The sequence below is a fragment of the Salinisphaera sp. Q1T1-3 genome (genome assembly GCF_003602005.1).
Taxonomy (GTDB): Bacteria; Pseudomonadota; Gammaproteobacteria; order Nevskiales; family Salinisphaeraceae; genus Salinisphaera.
The window spans coordinates 332,680-349,335 of sequence record NZ_QZWD01000001.1 but is presented as its reverse complement, the minus strand read 5'-3'; the positions used below and the strand labels follow the sequence as shown (position 1 = coordinate 349,335).

18 protein-coding genes and 1 tRNA gene are annotated in these 16,656 nt (G+C 63.5%); 15 read left to right on the top strand and 4 right to left on the bottom strand.

Annotation, left to right across the window (positions count from 1 at the left end; all coding sequences use genetic code 11):
- Positions 1–45: 45 nt before the first annotated feature.
- From D3260_RS01570 to D3260_RS01505, 14 genes are all read left to right on the top strand, one after another.
- Entirely contained in the window at positions 46–798 is a 753-nt protein-coding gene (locus D3260_RS01570; protein WP_120096793.1) for a YebC/PmpR family DNA-binding transcriptional regulator, read from the top strand.
- 3 nt (positions 799–801) lie between these two features.
- Complete coding sequence (gene ruvC, locus D3260_RS01565; RefSeq protein WP_120096792.1) at positions 802–1,326, top strand: crossover junction endodeoxyribonuclease RuvC; 525 nt, start codon at positions 802–804, stop codon at positions 1,324–1,326.
- Positions 1,323–1,940 carry a Holliday junction branch migration protein RuvA gene (gene ruvA / locus D3260_RS01560; protein ID WP_120096791.1) on the top strand — a complete coding sequence of 206 codons (618 nt, stop codon included), beginning with the start codon at positions 1,323–1,325 and terminating at the stop codon, positions 1,938–1,940. Before ruvC ends, ruvA begins: the two co-directional genes overlap by 4 nt.
- An 81-nt stretch (positions 1,941–2,021) precedes the next feature.
- On the top strand, positions 2,022–3,089 hold the full coding sequence (gene ruvB / locus D3260_RS01555) for a Holliday junction branch migration DNA helicase RuvB (RefSeq protein ID WP_120096790.1): 1,068 nt from the start codon (positions 2,022–2,024) through the stop codon (positions 3,087–3,089).
- The gene (ybgC, locus tag D3260_RS01550; protein ID WP_120096789.1) at positions 3,082–3,483 is read left to right on the top strand and encodes a tol-pal system-associated acyl-CoA thioesterase; all 402 of its coding nucleotides are present in this window, start codon (positions 3,082–3,084) and stop codon (positions 3,481–3,483) included. Before ruvB ends, ybgC begins: the two co-directional genes overlap by 8 nt.
- Positions 3,480–4,235, top strand: a complete 756-nt coding sequence (gene tolQ / locus D3260_RS01545) for a protein TolQ (protein ID WP_120096788.1) — start codon at positions 3,480–3,482, stop codon at positions 4,233–4,235. Before ybgC ends, tolQ begins: the two co-directional genes overlap by 4 nt.
- Positions 4,236–4,259: 24 nt before the next feature.
- Positions 4,260–4,703 carry a protein TolR gene (gene tolR, locus D3260_RS01540; RefSeq protein WP_120096787.1) on the top strand — a complete coding sequence of 148 codons (444 nt, stop codon included), beginning with the start codon at positions 4,260–4,262 and terminating at the stop codon, positions 4,701–4,703.
- On the top strand, positions 4,703–5,908 hold the full coding sequence (gene tolA, locus D3260_RS01535; protein WP_233543906.1) for a cell envelope integrity protein TolA: 1,206 nt from the start codon (positions 4,703–4,705) through the stop codon (positions 5,906–5,908). The genes tolR and tolA overlap by 1 nt, the downstream gene beginning before the upstream one ends.
- On the top strand, positions 5,905–7,218 hold the full coding sequence (gene tolB / locus D3260_RS01530) for a Tol-Pal system beta propeller repeat protein TolB (protein ID WP_120096785.1): 1,314 nt from the start codon (positions 5,905–5,907) through the stop codon (positions 7,216–7,218). The genes tolA and tolB overlap by 4 nt, the downstream gene beginning before the upstream one ends.
- Positions 7,219–7,284: 66 nt before the next feature.
- The gene (gene pal / locus D3260_RS01525; protein ID WP_120096931.1) at positions 7,285–7,869 is read left to right on the top strand and encodes a peptidoglycan-associated lipoprotein Pal; all 585 of its coding nucleotides are present in this window, start codon (positions 7,285–7,287) and stop codon (positions 7,867–7,869) included.
- Positions 7,870–7,880: 11 nt separating this feature from the next.
- Entirely contained in the window at positions 7,881–8,621 is a 741-nt protein-coding gene (gene ybgF / locus D3260_RS01520; protein ID WP_120096784.1) for a tol-pal system protein YbgF, read from the top strand.
- Between the two features lie 79 nt (positions 8,622–8,700).
- Positions 8,701–9,342: a 7-carboxy-7-deazaguanine synthase QueE gene (gene queE / locus D3260_RS01515; protein WP_305000216.1), complete on the top strand. Its 642-nt coding sequence runs from the start codon at positions 8,701–8,703 to the stop codon at positions 9,340–9,342.
- 43 nt (positions 9,343–9,385) lie between these two features.
- Entirely contained in the window at positions 9,386–10,078 is a 693-nt protein-coding gene (queC, locus tag D3260_RS01510) for a 7-cyano-7-deazaguanine synthase QueC (RefSeq protein ID WP_199671301.1), read from the top strand.
- A gap of 61 nt (positions 10,079–10,139) precedes the next feature.
- Positions 10,140–10,215, top strand: a tRNA-Lys gene (locus D3260_RS01505).
- Between the two features lie 65 nt (positions 10,216–10,280).
- On the opposite strand, the gene D3260_RS01500 is transcribed toward D3260_RS01505, so the two are convergent.
- The 4 genes from D3260_RS01500 to gloA form a co-directional block, all read right to left on the bottom strand.
- On the bottom strand, positions 10,281–11,243 hold the full coding sequence (locus tag D3260_RS01500; protein WP_120096781.1) for an electron transfer flavoprotein subunit alpha/FixB family protein: 963 nt from the start codon (positions 11,241–11,243) through the stop codon (positions 10,281–10,283).
- Positions 11,240–11,986: an electron transfer flavoprotein subunit beta/FixA family protein gene (locus D3260_RS01495; protein WP_120096780.1), complete on the bottom strand. Its 747-nt coding sequence runs from the start codon at positions 11,984–11,986 to the stop codon at positions 11,240–11,242. The genes D3260_RS01500 and D3260_RS01495 overlap by 4 nt, the downstream gene beginning before the upstream one ends.
- A 569-nt stretch (positions 11,987–12,555) precedes the next feature.
- Positions 12,556–14,175 carry an electron transfer flavoprotein-ubiquinone oxidoreductase gene (locus D3260_RS01485; protein WP_120096778.1) on the bottom strand — a complete coding sequence of 540 codons (1,620 nt, stop codon included), beginning with the start codon at positions 14,173–14,175 and terminating at the stop codon, positions 12,556–12,558.
- 141 nt (positions 14,176–14,316) lie between these two features.
- The gene (gloA, locus tag D3260_RS01480) at positions 14,317–14,838 is read right to left on the bottom strand and encodes a lactoylglutathione lyase (protein WP_120096930.1); all 522 of its coding nucleotides are present in this window, start codon (positions 14,836–14,838) and stop codon (positions 14,317–14,319) included.
- A 139-nt stretch (positions 14,839–14,977) separates the two neighbouring features.
- Between gloA and D3260_RS01475 the strand changes: the two genes are divergently transcribed.
- Positions 14,978–16,651: an acetolactate synthase large subunit gene (locus D3260_RS01475; protein WP_233543904.1), complete on the top strand. Its 1,674-nt coding sequence runs from the start codon at positions 14,978–14,980 to the stop codon at positions 16,649–16,651.
- Positions 16,652–16,656 lie beyond the last annotated feature (5 nt).

The following is a 16,656-nucleotide window of genomic DNA, read 5'->3' as shown; positions in this document are numbered from 1 at the left end:
GGCCGGCTGTTAAACTACCGCGGTTGTTCGACCGACGAGGCGTATATGGCAGGACACAGTAAATGGGCCAATATCCAGCACCGGAAAAAGGCCCAGGACAAGAAACGCGCGAAGGTGTTCACGCGGCTGATCCGCGAAATCACGGTGGCCGCGCGCATGGGCGGTTCTGATCCCAACGACAATCCGCGCCTGCGCCTGGCCTGGGACAAGGCCCTGGCGGCCAACATGCCCAAGGACAACATCGAGCGGGCTGCCAAGCGCGGCGCCGGCGAGTCCGGAACCGACGACTACGAAGAGATCCGCTACGAAGGCTATGGTCCGCAGGGCGCGGCCATCATGGTCGATTGCATGACCGACAACCGGAATCGCACCGTTTCGGAGATCCGCTACGTCTTCTCGCGTAATGGCGGCAACATGGGCGCCGACGGCTCAGTGGCGTATCTGTTCGATCGCAAGGGCAGCCTGCTGTTCTCGCCCGAGGTCAGTGACGAGGACGTTCTGGCACCGGCACTTGAGGCCGGCGCGGAAGATCTCGTTGAGTACGAAGATGGATCCTTCGAGGTGCTGACCGCGCCGGATGATTACACACAGGTTCGTGAGGCGGTAGAGCAGGCCGGCTTTGTCCCGGCGGAAAGCGATGTGACGATGCGCCCGTCGACCACGGTCGAGCTGAGCGGCGAAGCCGCGCAGACGTGCCTGAAGCTCATCGACGCGCTCGAGGATCTCGACGATGTGCAAGAGGTGTACACGAACGTCGAGTTCGACGAAGCCTCGCTTTCCGAGAACGAGGCGGCCTGAATCGTGGGACAGCCCAGACCGGCGCCGCGCATTCTCGGCATCGACCCCGGCTCGACGATCACCGGTTTCGCCGTCATTGACGGGGGCGGCAACCCGAGTGCATGCGTGATCGATTGCCTGCGCCTGCCACGAACCGATTTCCCGGCCCGCCTGGGGCTGATCTTTGAAAAGGTCGCGGCCGTGATACGCGAATGGCGACCCGATGAGATGGCGATCGAGAACGTATACGTCTCGCGCAATCCGGCGAGCGCGCTCAAGCTGGGTCAGGCTCGGGGGGCGGCGATCTGTGCCGGTGCCGCCGCCGGTCTGCCGGTGGCCGAATATACGGCCAGCCAGATCAAGCAGGCCGTGGTTGGCCGCGGTCAGGCCGACAAGGCACAGATTCAGCACATGATCGCGATGCTGCTCGGCGACGGTAGCAAGCTGCAGGCCGATGCGGCCGATGCCGCGGCAGTGGCTCTGTGTCATGCGCATACCGCCCACACGAGTTCACGCATGCGGGCTGCCGGTGCCGGGAGCCGGGCATGATCGGGCGTCTGTCGGGAAAGCTCGTCGAAAAACAGCCGCCGCGTCTCGTCATCGATGTCGGCGGCGTCGGCTACGAGGTCGAGGCGCCGATGTCGACATGCTTTGCGCTGGCGGCTAACGGCAGTGTCGTGACCCTGCTCACTCAGATGATCGTGCGTGAGGACGCGATACTGCTCTACGGTTTCGCAACCGAAAACGAGCGTGCGCTGTTTCGCGAACTCATCAAGGTCTCTGGCATCGGTGCGAAGCTGGCGCTCACGATCCTTTCGGGCATGAGCGTGGCGGACTTCGTGGCGACCATTGAAGCCGATGACGCCGCGCGTCTGACCGGTCTGCCGGGCGTCGGCAAGAAGACGGCCGCACGCTTGCTCGTCGAGATGCGTGACAAGCTTTCGGGGACAGCGATCGCACCGAGCCTGCAAGGTGGGGCGACGAGCGCGGCGGCCGATGCGCCGGCTGGCCCGGTCGGCGCCACCGGTGAGGCCCATCAGGCGCTCGTTGCGCTCGGTTACAAGGCCGCCGAGGCCGATCGATTGCTGCGCGGTCTGGACCCGGACGGTGAACGAGACAGCGAAGCACTCATCCGCGAAGCGCTGCGGCGCGCGGTGCGCTGATGTCGAACGTGATCGTCTGCGATATCCCGGCAGCACGCGCCGACGTGTCTTGGCCTTCGATGCATCACGGAAGGTCACCCCATGAGTGATTCGTTCGAGTCCGACGACGAGTCGGAACGCCTGATCACCGCCTCGGCGCGGTCCGACGAGGGGCGTTTCGACCACGCGCTGCGGCCGACACGGCTGGCCGATTACGTCGGTCAGCCTGAAGTCTGCGAGCAGCTGGACATCTTCGTCTCGGCCGCCCGGGCCCGGAACGAGGCGCTCGATCATGTGCTGATATTCGGCCCGCCGGGTCTCGGCAAGACCACGCTTGCCCAGGTCGTGGCCAACGAGATGAACGTGGGATTCAGACAGACGTCGGGGCCGGTGCTGGAGCGCCCCGGTGATCTGGCGGCCCTGCTGACCAATCTCGAGCCCAACGATGTCCTGTTCATCGACGAGATCCATCGCCTCTCGCCGGTCGTCGAGGAAGTGCTGTATCCGGCGCTCGAGGATTACCAGATCGATATCGTGATCGGCGAGGGACCGGCGGCGCGGTCGATCAAGCTGGACCTGCCCGCGTTCACTCTCGTGGGGGCGACGACCCGGGCCGGCGCGTTGACATCGCCGCTGCGCGATCGGTTCGGCATCGTCCAGCGGCTGGAATTCTACTCGCGTGCGGATCTGGCCTCGATCGTGGTGCGTTCGGCCGGAATTCTGGAAATCCCGATCGTGAATGCAGGGGCGGACGAGATCGCACGCCGTTCGCGTGGGACGCCGCGTGTGGCCAATCGGCTGCTGCGCCGGGTCCGCGACTATGCCCAGGTCCGGGCCGAAGGGCGCATCGACGGCGAGACCGCGGCCCGGGCCATGGACATGCTGCGTGTCGACGACAACGGATTCGACATGATGGATCGCAAGCTCCTGGAAGCGCTCGTCGACAAGTTCGAGGGCGGGCCGGTCGGTGTCGAGAGTCTGGCTGCCGCGATCGGCGAGGCCCGCGAGACGATCGAGGACGTGATCGAGCCGTATCTGATCCAGCAGGGATTCATGATGCGCACGCCGCGCGGTCGAGTCGCCACGGCAGCGACCTATCGCCACTACGGCCTGCCGGTTCCGAGCCAGCCGCAGTCGACGCGGTCGGACCTGTTCGGCTTCGATGACTGAGCGCCCGTTTCATATCGGTATTCGCGTCTATTACGAGGACACGGATGCTTCCGGTGTGGTCTATCACGCCAACTATCTGCGCTATTTCGAGCGCGCCCGGACAGAGTGGCTGGAATCGCGGGGACACGACCACGCGACACTGGCAGGTTCGGAGGCCGTGGTTTTCACCCTGTCGGATCTCTCGCTGCGTTTTCGGCGTCCCGCCCGGCTCGATGACCGGCTCGATGTCTTCGTGACCGTGGCGGCATTTCGACGTGCCCGTATCGTGTTCGCTCAGGAAATACGGCGAAACGATACGCTGTTGATTCAGGGCGAATTCACGGTCGCGTGTGTAAATATCCACGACTTTCGGCCCGTCCGCCTGCCCAAACGGTTGTATGAGGAGCTTTCATGAACGTCGCCGCTGATATGAGCCTGTGGGGGCTGGTCGCGCAGGCCAGTACACTGGTCAAGGCCGTGATGCTCATCCTGTTGCTGGCATCTGTGATCTCATGGGTCGTGATATTTGCCAAGCGCCGGTTGATGAAGCGCACGGTCCGAGACATGGAGCGTTTCGAGGATCGGTTCTGGGCGGGCGGCAACGTCAAGGACATCTACGACGAACGCCAGCGCCATGACGAACTGACCGAAGGCATGCCGGCGCTATTCGCGGCGGGCTACGAGGAACTCAAGCGGCGACGCGTGGATGAGACGGCCACCAGTGCCGATATCGTGCCCTCCGTCCAGCGCGCCATGCGCGTGGCCGAGTCGCGCGAACTCGAGCGGCTCGAGAGCGGCCTCGCATTTCTTGCCACGGTTGGCTCGATCAGTCCGTACATCGGCCTTTTCGGCACGGTCTGGGGCATCATGAGCGCCTTCATCGGGCTCGGCAACGTGCAGCAGGCGAGCCTGTCGATGGTTGCACCCGGCATCGCGGAAGCACTGATTGCGACAGCCATGGGCCTGTTCGCGGCGATTCCGGCAGTCGTGGCCTACAACTACTTCAGCAACCGGCTCGACTTCATCGAGAACCGGTTCGGCACGTTCATGGATGAAATGGCGGGCATCGTCGAGCGCGGGGTCAACGCCGCCACACCGCCACCACGTGACCGCGCACCCAGGAAGGCCGAGCCGGCGGAGCCGGTGCGTACCGCCCCCGAACTCTAGGAGAGGCCTGTGCGTAATCGTTCCATGGGACGGCGCCACAAGCGACGGTTGGCCGCCGAAATCAACGTCGTACCATATATCGACGTGATGCTCGTGCTGTTGATCATCTTCATGGTCACGGCACCGCTGTTGACGACCGGTGTCAACGTCAACCTGCCGCAGGCGCCGGCCAAGGTCATGGACATGGCCGACGATGATCCGATCGTACTGACGGTGACCGCGGACGGCGACATGTCGCTCAATGTCGGGGAATCGACCGATCAGCCGCTGACCCCTGACGAGGTGACGAATACGGTCGCCAAGGTACTCAACGCGCGGCCCGACGCGCCGGTCGCCGTGCGCGGCGATGGTGAGGGTACGTATGCGAGTGTCGTACGCGGGATGGTGTTATTGCAGCAGGCGGGCGCCGAGCACGTTGGTCTGATCACGGACAACGTCGATCGCGATAAAGCACGGAGTGGTCGATAGTGCTGGATTGGTTGGAGCGAGTCGGTGAGCATTGGCGCGCAGTCGTCGCTGCCGTACTCGTACACGTGATTCTCGGTGGGCTGCTCTTTTTCAGTCTCGACTTCTGGCATTCGGACGCGAGCCAGGGCAATCAAGGCCAGACTATCGTCGATGCGTCGGTTCTCACCGGGGCGGCCGGTTCCGATGCGCCGACACCCAAGCCGGATCCAACGCCGAAGCCGGCGCCCGAGCCGGACCAGAACCAGAACAAGCTGCAGCCGGACGACACACAAGCCGACGAGGACCCGGCGCAGGCACAGGAACAAGCCGCCCGCGAAAAGAAAGCCGCACGGGAAAAAGCCGAGCGACAGAAAGCTGCTGAAGCGAAGGCTGCCCAGCAGAAGGCCGCGCAGGAGAAGGCTGCCCAGCAGAAGGCTGCCCAGCAGAAGGCTGCCCAGCAGAAGGCCGCGCAGGAGAAGGCGGCTCAGCAGAAGGCCGCGCAGCAGAAGGCCGCTCAGGAGAAGGCTGCTCAGCAGAAGGCCGCGCAGCAGAAGGCTGCGCAGGAGAAGGCCGCTCAGGAGAAGGCCGCTCAGGAGAAGGCCGTTCAGGAGAAGGCTGCTCAGGAGAAGGCTGCTCAGGAGAAGGCCGCGCAGGAGAAGGCTGCTCAGGAGAAGGCTGCTCAGGAGAAGGCTGCTCAGGAGAAGGCCGCTCAGGAGAAGGCTGCTCAGGAGAAGGCTGCTCAGGAGAAGGCTGCTCAGGAGAAGGCCGCGCAGGAAAAAGCGGCTCGCGAGAAGGCGGCGAAAGAGAAGGCGGCCAGGGAAAAAGCCGCGCGTGAGAAGGCCGCGCAAGAAAAAGCGGCAAAGGAAAAGGCTGCACGCGAGGCAGCGGCCCGTGCCGATCTGCAGGAAGCACTCGAACAGGAATCGGCCGGGCGTCAAAAGGCCGCGGATCGCAAGGCCCTGGCCGGCTACGTACAGGCCATCAAGGACAAGGTCGAAGGCAACTGGATTCGCCCGCCGGGTGCCAGCAATATTTCCTGCCAGGTCCATGTCACCCAGTTGCCCGGCGGTCAGGTCACCGACGTGCGGCTTCTCGGATCGTGCGGCGGGCCGGCAATCGATCGTTCAGTACGACAGGCGATCTACAAATCGGACCCGCTGCCGTCGCCGCCATCAGGTAATCTGTTCCAGTCGGATATCGAATTCACGTTCAAGCCGGACCAATGACACATAAAAAACTGTATCTCCCGTTTGTCCGCCTGGCGCTACTCGTTGTGGCGGCGGTTGCCACCTTACCCGCACACGCGGCATTGCAGGTCGATATCACGCAGAGTTCGGACAGCGCGATTCCGATCGCCATAGCGCCGTTCGCCAGCCAAGGCGGCAAACTGCCCGTCGATATCGCCCAGATCGCCAGCCAAGACCTTGCGTCGACCGGGCTGTTCAAGACATTTGATCGCGCCAACATGATGGGTAGCCCCGGCACCCCCGATGAGGTGAACTACAAGAACTGGCAGACCCAGGGCGTCGACAATCTCGTGATCGGTTCCGCTGCGCCGAACGGCGCGGGCGGCTATCGAATCACCTTCTATCTGCTCGATGCCGCACAGGGTCAATCGGTCGCCAGCTACCAGATCAATGCGAGCGCCAACCAGCTGCGGCAGGCCGGTCACACGGTCGCCAATCTGATCTATCAGCGCTTCATCGGCAAGAAAGGCTATTTTCTTTCGAAAATCAGCTATATCACGGTCACCGGCAATTCCGCGGATAACCGGACATTCCGTCTGGTGGTCTCGGATTACGACGGCAGCCATCCGGCGACGGTCTATTCATCCCAGGACCCGGTCATGTCGCCGGCCTGGTCGCCGAACGGCAAGCAGCTGGCCTACGTTGCCTTCAATGTCTACAAGGGCACGAGCAGCGTCCGTGTTCAGGATCTGTCGACGGGCAACGCGCGGACGATCGCGAGCGGCCACGGCGTGAACGGCGCGCCTGCGTGGTCGCCGGACGGCAGCCGGATCGCATTCGCGAAATCGCAAAACGGCGATACCGATGTCTTCGTCTACAACATGGCCTCGGGCCAGACGCGCCAACTCACGCACAGCGGTGCCATCGACACCGAGCCGGCGTGGTCGCCGGACGGACAACACATCGCCTTCACCTCGGATCGTGGCGGTCAACCGCAGATCTATCTCATGAACACCCAGGGTGGCGATGTCCAGCGTCTGACTTACGATGGCAAGAGCAACCAGCGTGCGGATTTCTCGCCAGACGGCAAGTCTCTGGCTTTCGTTCAGAAAAGTGGCAATGGATTCCGTATTGCGGTAATGGACCTGTCGAACAATAATGTGCGTGTTGTCAGTGACGGTCCCCTGGATGACAGTCCGGCTTTCGCGCCGAACGGCCAGGCCGTGATCTACGCCAAGCAGGGTGGACGTAATTCGCTGGCCACGGTGTCGGTCGACGGCGATGCCAAGTCCTCGTTGTCGCAGGCCGGGGAAGTCCGCGAGCCGGCCTGGGGGCCGCTCGGTTACTGATCCGATCCATTTCCAATAATCAACTCATACCGAATCTTCGGCATGCATAATCACAAGGAGCTTTTCATGGATCATTCGACTCGTCCGGCCGTGCGCGGTCTGTCTATCGCCGTTGTGCTGGTCGCCGCGGCATTCACCCTGACCGCCTGCGGCGGCGGCAAGAACACACGCGGCGGCGCGCCGGGTATGCCGGCGGCCGGCATGAACGACAACGGCCAGTCCAACGGCATGTCGTCGGGGCGCGATATCGACGTCCGCGGGCTGGAAGGCATTCCGGCAGAAGACCGGCACCTGTTCACCGATCCGAACAACCCGCTGTCGACGCGAACCGTCTATTTCGACCTGGACAGCAGCGCGATTCCGTCGCGCTTCTCGCAGGCGATCCAGGCACACGGGCAGTATCTGGCCAACCATCCGAACGTCCACCTGCGTCTGGAAGGCAATACCGACGAACGGGGCACGCGCGAGTATAATGTGGCGCTCGGCGAGCGACGCGCGGACTCGGTCAAGCAGGCGATTGTGCTATCCGGTGCGAACGCCGGTCAGATATCGACCATTTCTTATGGCGAAGAGCGGCCGGCCGAACTCGGTCAGAATGCCCAGGCGTATTCGAAGAACCGTCGCGTGGACTTCATCTACACCAATAACTAGTAGGTTTTCGCATGGTCAAGCCGGTCATCATCTCGATCACGGCAGCGACGATCGGTCTGGCGACCGTCGCGCTGCCGGCCGGCGCCGCTTTCGCGGCGTCGCAGCCGATGCAGCTGGCCCAGAACAACAGCGGACCGAATCTGTTCGCGCTGTATCAGCAGATCCAGCAACTCCAGCAGCAGGTCCGCGATCTGAACGGCCAAGTCGATACGTTGCAATACAAGCTCAAGCAGCAGGAGCAAGGGCAGCGTGATCTGTATCAGAATCTTGACAAGCGGCTGAGCGCGCTCGAAAACGGAACATCCAACGGCCAGGGCGAGGGTCAATCGGGCGGCAATGGCAGCAACGGCGAACAGCCGTCCGCCAACGTTGCACCTGACGTGCAATCGGCCTACATGGACGCATTCAACAAGCTCAAGGGCGGGCAGTACGATCAGGCCGCCTCGGCTTTCAAGCAGTTCGTGCAGGCCCACCCGGATACGCCGTTGACCGGCAATGCATGGTATTGGTTGGGTGAGGCCAGCTACGTGCAGCAGAATCTCGACGAATCTCGCGAGGCGTTCGAGAGGGTCGTCAACCGGTTCCAGGCCTCGCCGAAGGTACCCAGCGCGCTCTACAAGATCGGTCTGATCCAGACCAGCCAGAATCAGAACGATAACGCGAAGGCGACGTTCCAGCGCATTCTGGATCAGTACCCGGACAGCAATGCGGCCAGTCAGGCCAAGACCAAACTCGACTCGCTCGGCAGCTGATCAGGCCGTGTCGGACATCATTGACGCCGATCGTCGACGCAATACTCGCGGCGTCGCTGAAAGCCGTTGGCCACAGCGGGTGGATGCGTTGCGCATCACCGAGATCTTCTGCTCCCTGCAGGGCGAGGCCAACGGTGCGGGCCGCGTTTGTACCTTCATCCGCCTGACCGGATGCCCGCTGCGCTGCCACTACTGTGATACGGCGTATGCCTTTCATGGCGGCGAATGGATGCCACTCGATGCCATCGTGGCGCGTGCAGAGGCGCTCGGGGCGACGGACATCTGCGTTACGGGCGGTGAGCCGCTGGCCCAGCCGAACGTGATCCCGTTGGTCGCACGTCTGTGCGATGCCGGTTATGCGGTGTCCGTGGAGACGGCGGGCGCACTGGATATCCGATCGATCGATACGCGTGCCTCGCGCGTCGTGGACATCAAGACACCGGGGTCCGGCGAAGATCGGCGCAATCGCTGGGATAATATCGAGGCGCTGACCGATCATGACCAGCTCAAATTCGTGATCTGCTCACGCGCGGACTACGAGTGGGCACGCGATACCTGGCGCGGGCTTTCGCTACCGGCCGGCGCTACCGTCTGGTTTTCGCCGAGCGCCGGCGAAATCACGGCGCGCGACCTGGCCGACTGGATCGTGGCGGATCGAATCGACGTCCGTTTCCAGCTGCAGTTGCATAAACTTCTCTGGGGCGACGCTCCCGGCCATTGAATGGCGTGGGCCGCTTCATTCCTCCATCTCTCGGAACGACGATTTGCAAAGTGCTCCCGACAAGTCTGCCATTGTCCTGCTTTCGGGCGGGCTGGATTCCACGACCTGTCTTGCCGAGGCACGTGCAGCCGGTTATGCGTGCTATGCGCTGAGTTTCGACTACGGGCAGCGCCATACCGCGGAGTTGACCGCGGCCGATCGCATCGCACGGGACGCTGGCGTCATCGAACACAAGGTCGTGCGCATCGACTTCGACGGCATGGGCGGCTCGGCGCTGACCGATGACACGATCGCGGTGCCGGAAACCCCGTCCGACGGCATTCCCAGCACCTACGTGCCGGCGCGCAACACCTTGTTTCTTTCCGTGGCGCTCGGCTGGGCCGAGGTCGTGGGTGCCGAGGCGATATACATCGGAGTCAATGCGGTCGACTACTCGGGTTATCCGGACTGTCGCCCGGAGTTCATCGCGGCCTTCGAGCGGCTGGGGGCACTCGCCACCAAGGTCGGCGTCGAGGGACAGCCGATTGCCGTGGCCACGCCGTTGATGCATCAGAGCAAGGGTGAAATCATCCAGCGCGGCGTCGCGCTCGGCGTGGATTACGGCTTGACAGTGAGCTGCTATCAGGCGGATGACGACGCGCGGGCTTGCGGTGTCTGCGATGCCTGTCGCCTACGTCGTGCCGGCTTCGAGGCGGCCGGTGTGGCCGATCCGACCCGTTATCAGCCGAATCGATGAAAACCTGCTGTATACGGGGTGGCATTTCTACTGAATTCCAGTATCATACGCGCTCTTCGCGGGGTCGTTAGCTCAGTTGGTAGAGCAGTTGACTTTTAATCAATTGGTCGCAGGTTCGAATCCTGCACGACCCACCAGACAAGAAAAGCCGGCGTGATCGCCGGCTTTTTTGTGCGCATGTGCGCTATCTCGCCTCGCTCGGTCAGGACGAGGCGCCCAAGGCGGACTGCAGCGCGGGTATGATCTCGAACAGGTCGCCGACAAGCCCGATATCGGCGATTTCGAAGATGGGCGCATCGGGGTCGGCGTTCACGGCCACGATCGTACCGGCGTCCTTGATCCCGGCCAGGTGTTGAATTGCCCCCGAGATACCGAAGCAGATATAGAGCTCGGGCGCGATGATCTTGCCGGTCTGGCCGACCTGCATGTCGTTGGGCACGTAGCCGGCATCCACGGCGGCACGCGAGGCGCCCACGGCTGCGCCGATCGAATCGGCGAATTCACGGATTATGTCGAAGTTGGCTGCACTGCCGACGCCGCGACCGCCGCTGACCACGCGTTTGGCGGTTGCCAGGTCGGGGCGGTCGGTGGCGTGGTTCTCGATGCCAACGAATCGGCTGTGTGTCGGCAGTTCGATGTCGTCGTCGAGCTGTCGTGCTGCGACATCGGCCTGAGCGTCTGCGGCGACCGGCTTGAACGAGGCCGTGCGCACGGTGGCCACCAGCGTTTCGTCGGGCGGCGTTTCCACGGTCGTCAGTGCATTACCGGCATAGATCGGCCGCTGGAAACGATGGGTGTCCAGTACGGCGGACAGGTCGGTCACCATTTCCACGCCCAGCAATGCAGCCACTCGGGGCATCATATCCTTGCCGAAGCTCGTGTTCGGTGCCAGCACGTGGCTGTAATGTCCCTGAGTGACGGCGGCAACGATCTGCGGCGCGGCAATCGCGGCGATGGGATGCGCGTTTTCGGCCCGATCGAGATGCGTCACGCGGTCGACACCGGCGAGACGGGCGGCTTCGCCGGCGATCGCCGCGCCGTCGGCGGCCAGCACCAGCACATCGAGTGCTTCATGGGCGATCTCGCGGGCGCCGGCGACGGCCTTCGCGGTGGCCGCGGTCAGCGTACCCTCGAAATGATCGGCGATGACGAGAATTCTGCTCATACGAGCCCCTTGTCGTTGAGACGCGCCACGAGCGCGTCGACCGAGTCGACCCGCTCGCCCGCCGGTCGCGGCGCTGGTGGCGTGGTGTCGACCACGCGGTGACCCGCGGCCGGGGTGACACCCAGGGCTTCGAGCGTTGTGTCCTCGATCGGTTTCTTCTTGGCTTTCATGATGTTGGGCAATTTCAGATATCGCGGCTCGTTGAGTCGCAGATCCGTTGTGATGAGGCCGGGCAAGTCGATTTCGAGTGTCTCCAGACCGGCATCGATCTCTCGCGTCACGCGGGCACTGTGGTCGCCGAGCGTGATCGCGGAGGCAAAGGTCGCCTGCGGCCAGCCGAGCAGGCCGGCCGTCATCGCGCCGGTCTGACCGTTGTCGTCATCGATGGCCTGCTTGCCGAGCAGCAGGACATCGGGCGATTCCTGTGCTGCGATCGCGGCGAGCGTGCGCGCTGCCGTGAGCGAAGAGACGGGTTGATCGGTCCGGACATGCAGAACGCGGTCACAGCCGAAGGCCAGGGCGGTGCGCAGCTGTTCGACGGCGGCATCGCCGCCGATGGTGACGGCGACGACTTCGTCGGCCGTGCCGTCTTCCTTCCAGCGGATCGCCTGTTCGAGCGCGATCTCGTCGAACGGATTGATACTGTGCTTGACGCCATCGGTGACCACGCCGGAGCCGTCGTCGGCGATCCGGATATGCACGTTGTAATCGATCGCGCGTTTGATACTGACCAGTACTTTCATAGGCATCGTGTCATGTCGTTCGGGCGGCGGTTGCCGGTCCGGGGCCCGTTGATGAGTGGTGCACGTACCGCTTTGCGGCGCGTCGCAAGTTATGTCCTGCAAGGCGTATCCGCCGATGATGGCCTTTTACGGCCGGCGCCGGCAACGCACCGATACCGGTCTCGGCCCATGCCGTCACGTGAACGCGACCACCACCGGACTGCGACATCAAGCCTTGCATTGACGTGGGCAACCTCGCGTTCGGCCAGTCCGCTCGCGCGGGGCCAGCGCGCCAGGGCTGTCGCGGCCCGGTCCGCACACTGGCCCGCGACAGGGTCTGGCTTGTCTGTGCCGCGCTCGCGAGTGTCCGCGCCGAACGACTGCATATCAAGCCCTGGATCGGCCGCGGTATCGGCTTTGATCCGGGGTGACCGCGCCCGAAAACGCAGCGATTGGCGTTCGTGTCATTGCTCCGGCACCAAAAAAGCTGACGACATCAGCTTTTTTCAAGGCCATCGAAAAATAAACACCGGCGCGTGTCCATCTTTTATTTTCAATGGTTTGACGGCCGTTGGCCGCGACGGCAGGGCCTAGAGATCCTGGTAGTTGGGCCCTGAGCCACCCTCCGGCGTCACCCAGTTGATGATTTGATACGGGTCCTTGATGTCGCAGGTCTTGCAGTGCACGCAATTGGCGGCGTTGATCTGAAGACGCGGCCCCTCGTCGCCGTCGTCCACCATCTCGTAGACCGAGGCCGGGCAGAAGCGGGTGCAGGGGTTGCCGAATTCGACCGTACAGCGGGTCGTGCAGATGTCCGGTTCGAGAATCTGGAGATGGACGGGCTGATCTTCGTCGTGCGCGGTCTGGGCATGATAGACCGAGGCCTGACGGTCACGCGGCGCCAGCATACGCGCGCGATAGCCTTGGCGTTCCGCCGGTGCCGGCTCGGTCAGGCCATCCAGATACTCGGTTGCCTGCCAGTCGGCATGGTTGGATAGCGTCCACGGGGAGAGCCCGGCTGTCGCCGTTTCCCATACGGCGTTCGCCAGGCCGGCTTTCAGGCCCTTGCGAAAGCCGGGGCGGATATTACGCACGGCCTTGAGCTCGCGGCCGACGGTCGAGGCGCGCAGCCGGGCATCGTAGCCGTGGGGTGTCTCGTTCTCCAGCCAGTGGTCGGCGGCCAGGATGCCGCTCGACATAGCCGTATGCACGCCCTTGATCTTCGGCACGTTGAGCGTGCCGGCACCGTCACCGATGAGCAGCGCGCCGGGCAACTCGACCCGCGGCAGGGATTGCCAGCCGCCTTCGACCAGCGCACGCGAGCCGGCCGACAGGATCTCGCCGCCGGCCAGCATCGGCTCGATCGTGGGGTGATGCTTCCATTGTTGAAAAGCCTCGAAAGGCGAAAAACGCGGGTCGGCGTAGTCCAGACCGGCCACGAAGCCGAGCGCGATCCGTTCCTCGTCCAGGTGATAGACGAAACTGCCGCCATAGACATCGTCATCCAGCGGCCAGCCAACGGTATGCTGGACAAGACCGGGCGTGGCCTGGCCCTTGGGTACACGCCACAGCTCCTTCAGACCGATGCCGTAAGTCTGCGGATCGGCGTCCTCGTCGAGGCCGTAGCGGGCCACGAGCGTCTTGGTGCAGTGACCACGACAGCCCTCGGCGAAGATTGTCAGCGGCGCGCGGACCTCGATGCCGGGTTCGAAGCCGGGCTTGGGCTGACCGTTGATATCCAGCCCCATGTCCGGTGTACGTACACCGGCGACGCCGCCCTCGGCATCATAGACCGGTGCCGCCGCCGAAAAGCCGGGATAGATCTCCACCCCGATCGCTTCGGCCCGGTTGCCGAGCCATGCGACGAAATCAACGAGCGAGACGATGATGTTGTCATCGTTTTTCATCTGCGGCGGGGTTGGCAGCCGCTGACGGCGATCATGCGTGAACAGCCAGAATTCATCCGCGCTCGGTTGCACGCAGATCGATGGCGGGGCGTCACGCCAGTCTGGGACGAGTTCGTCGAGCGGGCCGGTCTCGATGACCGCACCGGCGAGCGAATGCGCACCGAGCGTTGCGGCCTTTTCCAACACGCATACCGATCGCTCGGGATCCTGTTGCTTGAGGCGCATGGCGGCAGCCAGGCCGGCCGGGCCGGCGCCGACCACGACCACGTCGTAGGGCATGACTTCGCGTTCGATATCTTCCATCCGGTCTGTTGGGGCACGGCGCGATCGGGGCACTATTGTAACCGCCAACGGCCACGGATTCGCGGCGAACGCCCACACACCGGGCGCCAGCGCAAAAAAAGGCGGGCCTGTGGCCCGCCTCGTGACATCGTTGAGCTCGGCTTATTTATTGCCGCTGTGCTCGACGAGTTCGATCCAGTACCCGTCCGGGTCCTTCACGAAGGCGATATTGCTCATCCGGCCGTCTTCGGGGCGTTTCTTGAAGGTCACATCGTTGGTGTCCATCCAGTCACAGGCGGCCTGGAGATCGGGCACGGTGAAACAGATGTGGCCGAATCCCTGCGGCTCGGCGTTGCCATCGTGATAACGGGCGTTCGGGTCGTTCTCGGTGCCCCAGTTGTGGGTCAGCTCGAGAACGCCGGGCAGGGTGCCCATCAGCTCGGCGCGCGCCTGCTCGTCTTCGGGCACGTCGTAACCGTCCGTGCGGGCGAGGAAATACAGCGTGAATTCGCCGTTCGGATTTTCCTTCTGTCGCAGCAGCCGCATGCCGAAGACCTTGGTATAGAAGGCCAGCGAGGCTTTCGGGTCGACCACACGGAGCATGGTGTGGTTGAAGATGAAACCGTCGGTCTCGCTCGGCACGTCCTGATGCACGCCGGCTGCGTTCTCGGTATTGAATGCCATGTCGGTCATTCGATCGATGAGTTGTGGCGACACTATGCAACAACCGCGCGCGAGAGAAAACGCAGGCCCTGTACGGTCTGCGCGGGGCGATCGCAATGGGTACACTGCCCGGGCCACTCGCATCGCCAACAGGCTCGCCGTGAAAGCTTCCGATCTTTTTGTGAAATGCCTCGAGGAAGAGGGTGTCGAATATGTCTTCGGGGTGCCCGGCGAGGAGAACCTCGACGTCATCGAGTCGCTTCGTGCCAGCCATATTCAGCTCGTGGTGACACGCCACGAGCAGCATGCCGCGTTCATGGCCGCGACCTATGGCCGCCTGACCGGGCGTGCCGGTGTCTGCCTGTCGACGCTCGGCCCGGGCGCGACCAATCTGATGACCGGGGTCGCCTACGCGCAGCTCGGCGGCATGCCGCTGCTGGCGATCACCGGCCAGAAGGCGTTGCGCGATAATCGCCAGGGCAAGTTCCAGCTGATCGATGTGGTCGATACCTTCCGCCCGGTCACCAAGTGGAACAGCTCGCTGGCGGATTCGGGCGTCATCCCGCGCAGTATCCGACATGCCTTCAAGGTCGCCGAGGCCGAACGGCCGGGGGCGGTGCATCTCGAATTGCCGGAGGACATCGCCGGCGAGTCCATCGAGCCGACACAGCCGCAGAAGCGCCTGACGCTGCGCCGGCCCAACGCCGACGAGCAGGCCACGGATCGCGCTGCCGAAATGATTCGCCAGGCACGCCAACCGGTGATCGTCTACTCCGCCGGGGCCAACCGCAAGCGCATCACCGAGCAGCTCACCGCGCTCTGCGAGGAAACCGGGCTTTATGCCATCGGCACCCAGATGGGCAAGGGCGTGGTCGCCGACGACCACCCCCAGAGCCTGTTCGCAATGGGGATTCACAAGCACGACTACGTGCACACCGCGATCGACGAAGCCGATCTGGTCATCACGCTGGGCTACGACGTCGTGGAGTACCCGCCCTCGGTCTGGAACGAGTCCAAGGACAAGACGATCCTGCACATCGACTTCGTCCCCGCCGATCCGGATGAGTATTACAGCCCCGCGCACGAGGTCATTGGCGATATCTCGAATACGCTCAAGGCGCTGTCGCCGCGTCTGCAGGGCAAGCGATTCGATGATCCGCGCATGAAACGGCTGCACGATTACATCGCCGAGGCGCTGCACGTCTCGGAATCCGAATACAGCTATCCACCCAGGCCTCAACGCGTGGTTCAGCAGGTACGCAGCGTCATGGGCCGCGACGACATCATCAGCCTGGACAACGGGATCTACAAGATCTGGTTCGCGCGGATGTATCCCGCCTACAGCAACAACACGGTGTTGCTCGACAACGCGCTGGCGAGCATGGGCGCCGGGCTGGCGGCAGTGATGGCGGCTAAGATGGTCCATCCCGATCGGCGGGTGATGGCGATCTGCGGCGACGGCGGGTTCATGATGAACAGCCAGGATCTGGAGACCGCGGTGCGTCTGGGCCTGGACCTGGTGATTCTGCTGCTGCGCGACGATGCCTACGGTTTCATTCGCTGGAAACAGGCGGGCGACGGATTCGCCGATTTCGGCATGCGTTTCGGCAATCCGGATTTCGTCGATTACGCACGGGCCTATGGTGCGACCGGCCTGCGCCACACGGACGAGAACAATCTGTCCGAAGTGCTCGAACACGCTTACGAGAAGGGTGGGGTGGTCCTGGTCGACTGCCCGATCGACTACAGCGCCAACACGCTTCTCGACGAGCCGCATTCGGTGCCGGAGCGGGTGTTGTCCGGCGAGGCGGAATCGTCGTCCGACAGCGCGTGAGCGCA

Bases quoted from the DNA above. Each gene is read 5' to 3' on its own strand.
- D3260_RS01570 (WP_120096793.1), top strand. From the start codon at position 46: ATGGCAGGACACAGTAAATGGGCCAATATCCAGCACCGGAAAAAGGCC.
- ruvA (WP_120096791.1), top strand. From the start codon at position 1,323: ATGATCGGGCGTCTGTCGGGAAAGCTCGTCGAAAAACAGCCGCCGCGT.
- ruvB (WP_120096790.1), top strand. From the start codon at position 2,022: ATGAGTGATTCGTTCGAGTCCGACGACGAGTCGGAACGCCTGATCACC.
- ybgC (WP_120096789.1), top strand. From the start codon at position 3,082: ATGACTGAGCGCCCGTTTCATATCGGTATTCGCGTCTATTACGAGGAC.
- tolQ (WP_120096788.1), top strand. From the start codon at position 3,480: ATGAACGTCGCCGCTGATATGAGCCTGTGGGGGCTGGTCGCGCAGGCC.
- tolR (WP_120096787.1), top strand. From the start codon at position 4,260: ATGGGACGGCGCCACAAGCGACGGTTGGCCGCCGAAATCAACGTCGTA.
- tolB (WP_120096785.1), top strand. From the start codon at position 5,905: ATGACACATAAAAAACTGTATCTCCCGTTTGTCCGCCTGGCGCTACTC.
- pal (WP_120096931.1), top strand. From the start codon at position 7,285: ATGGATCATTCGACTCGTCCGGCCGTGCGCGGTCTGTCTATCGCCGTT.
- ybgF (WP_120096784.1), top strand. From the start codon at position 7,881: ATGGTCAAGCCGGTCATCATCTCGATCACGGCAGCGACGATCGGTCTG.
- D3260_RS01500 (WP_120096781.1), bottom strand. From the start codon at position 11,243: ATGAGCAGAATTCTCGTCATCGCCGATCATTTCGAGGGTACGCTGACC.
- D3260_RS01495 (WP_120096780.1), bottom strand. From the start codon at position 11,986: ATGAAAGTACTGGTCAGTATCAAACGCGCGATCGATTACAACGTGCAT.
- D3260_RS01485 (WP_120096778.1), bottom strand. From the start codon at position 14,175: ATGGAAGATATCGAACGCGAAGTCATGCCCTACGACGTGGTCGTGGTC.
- gloA (WP_120096930.1), bottom strand. From the start codon at position 14,838: ATGGCATTCAATACCGAGAACGCAGCCGGCGTGCATCAGGACGTGCCG.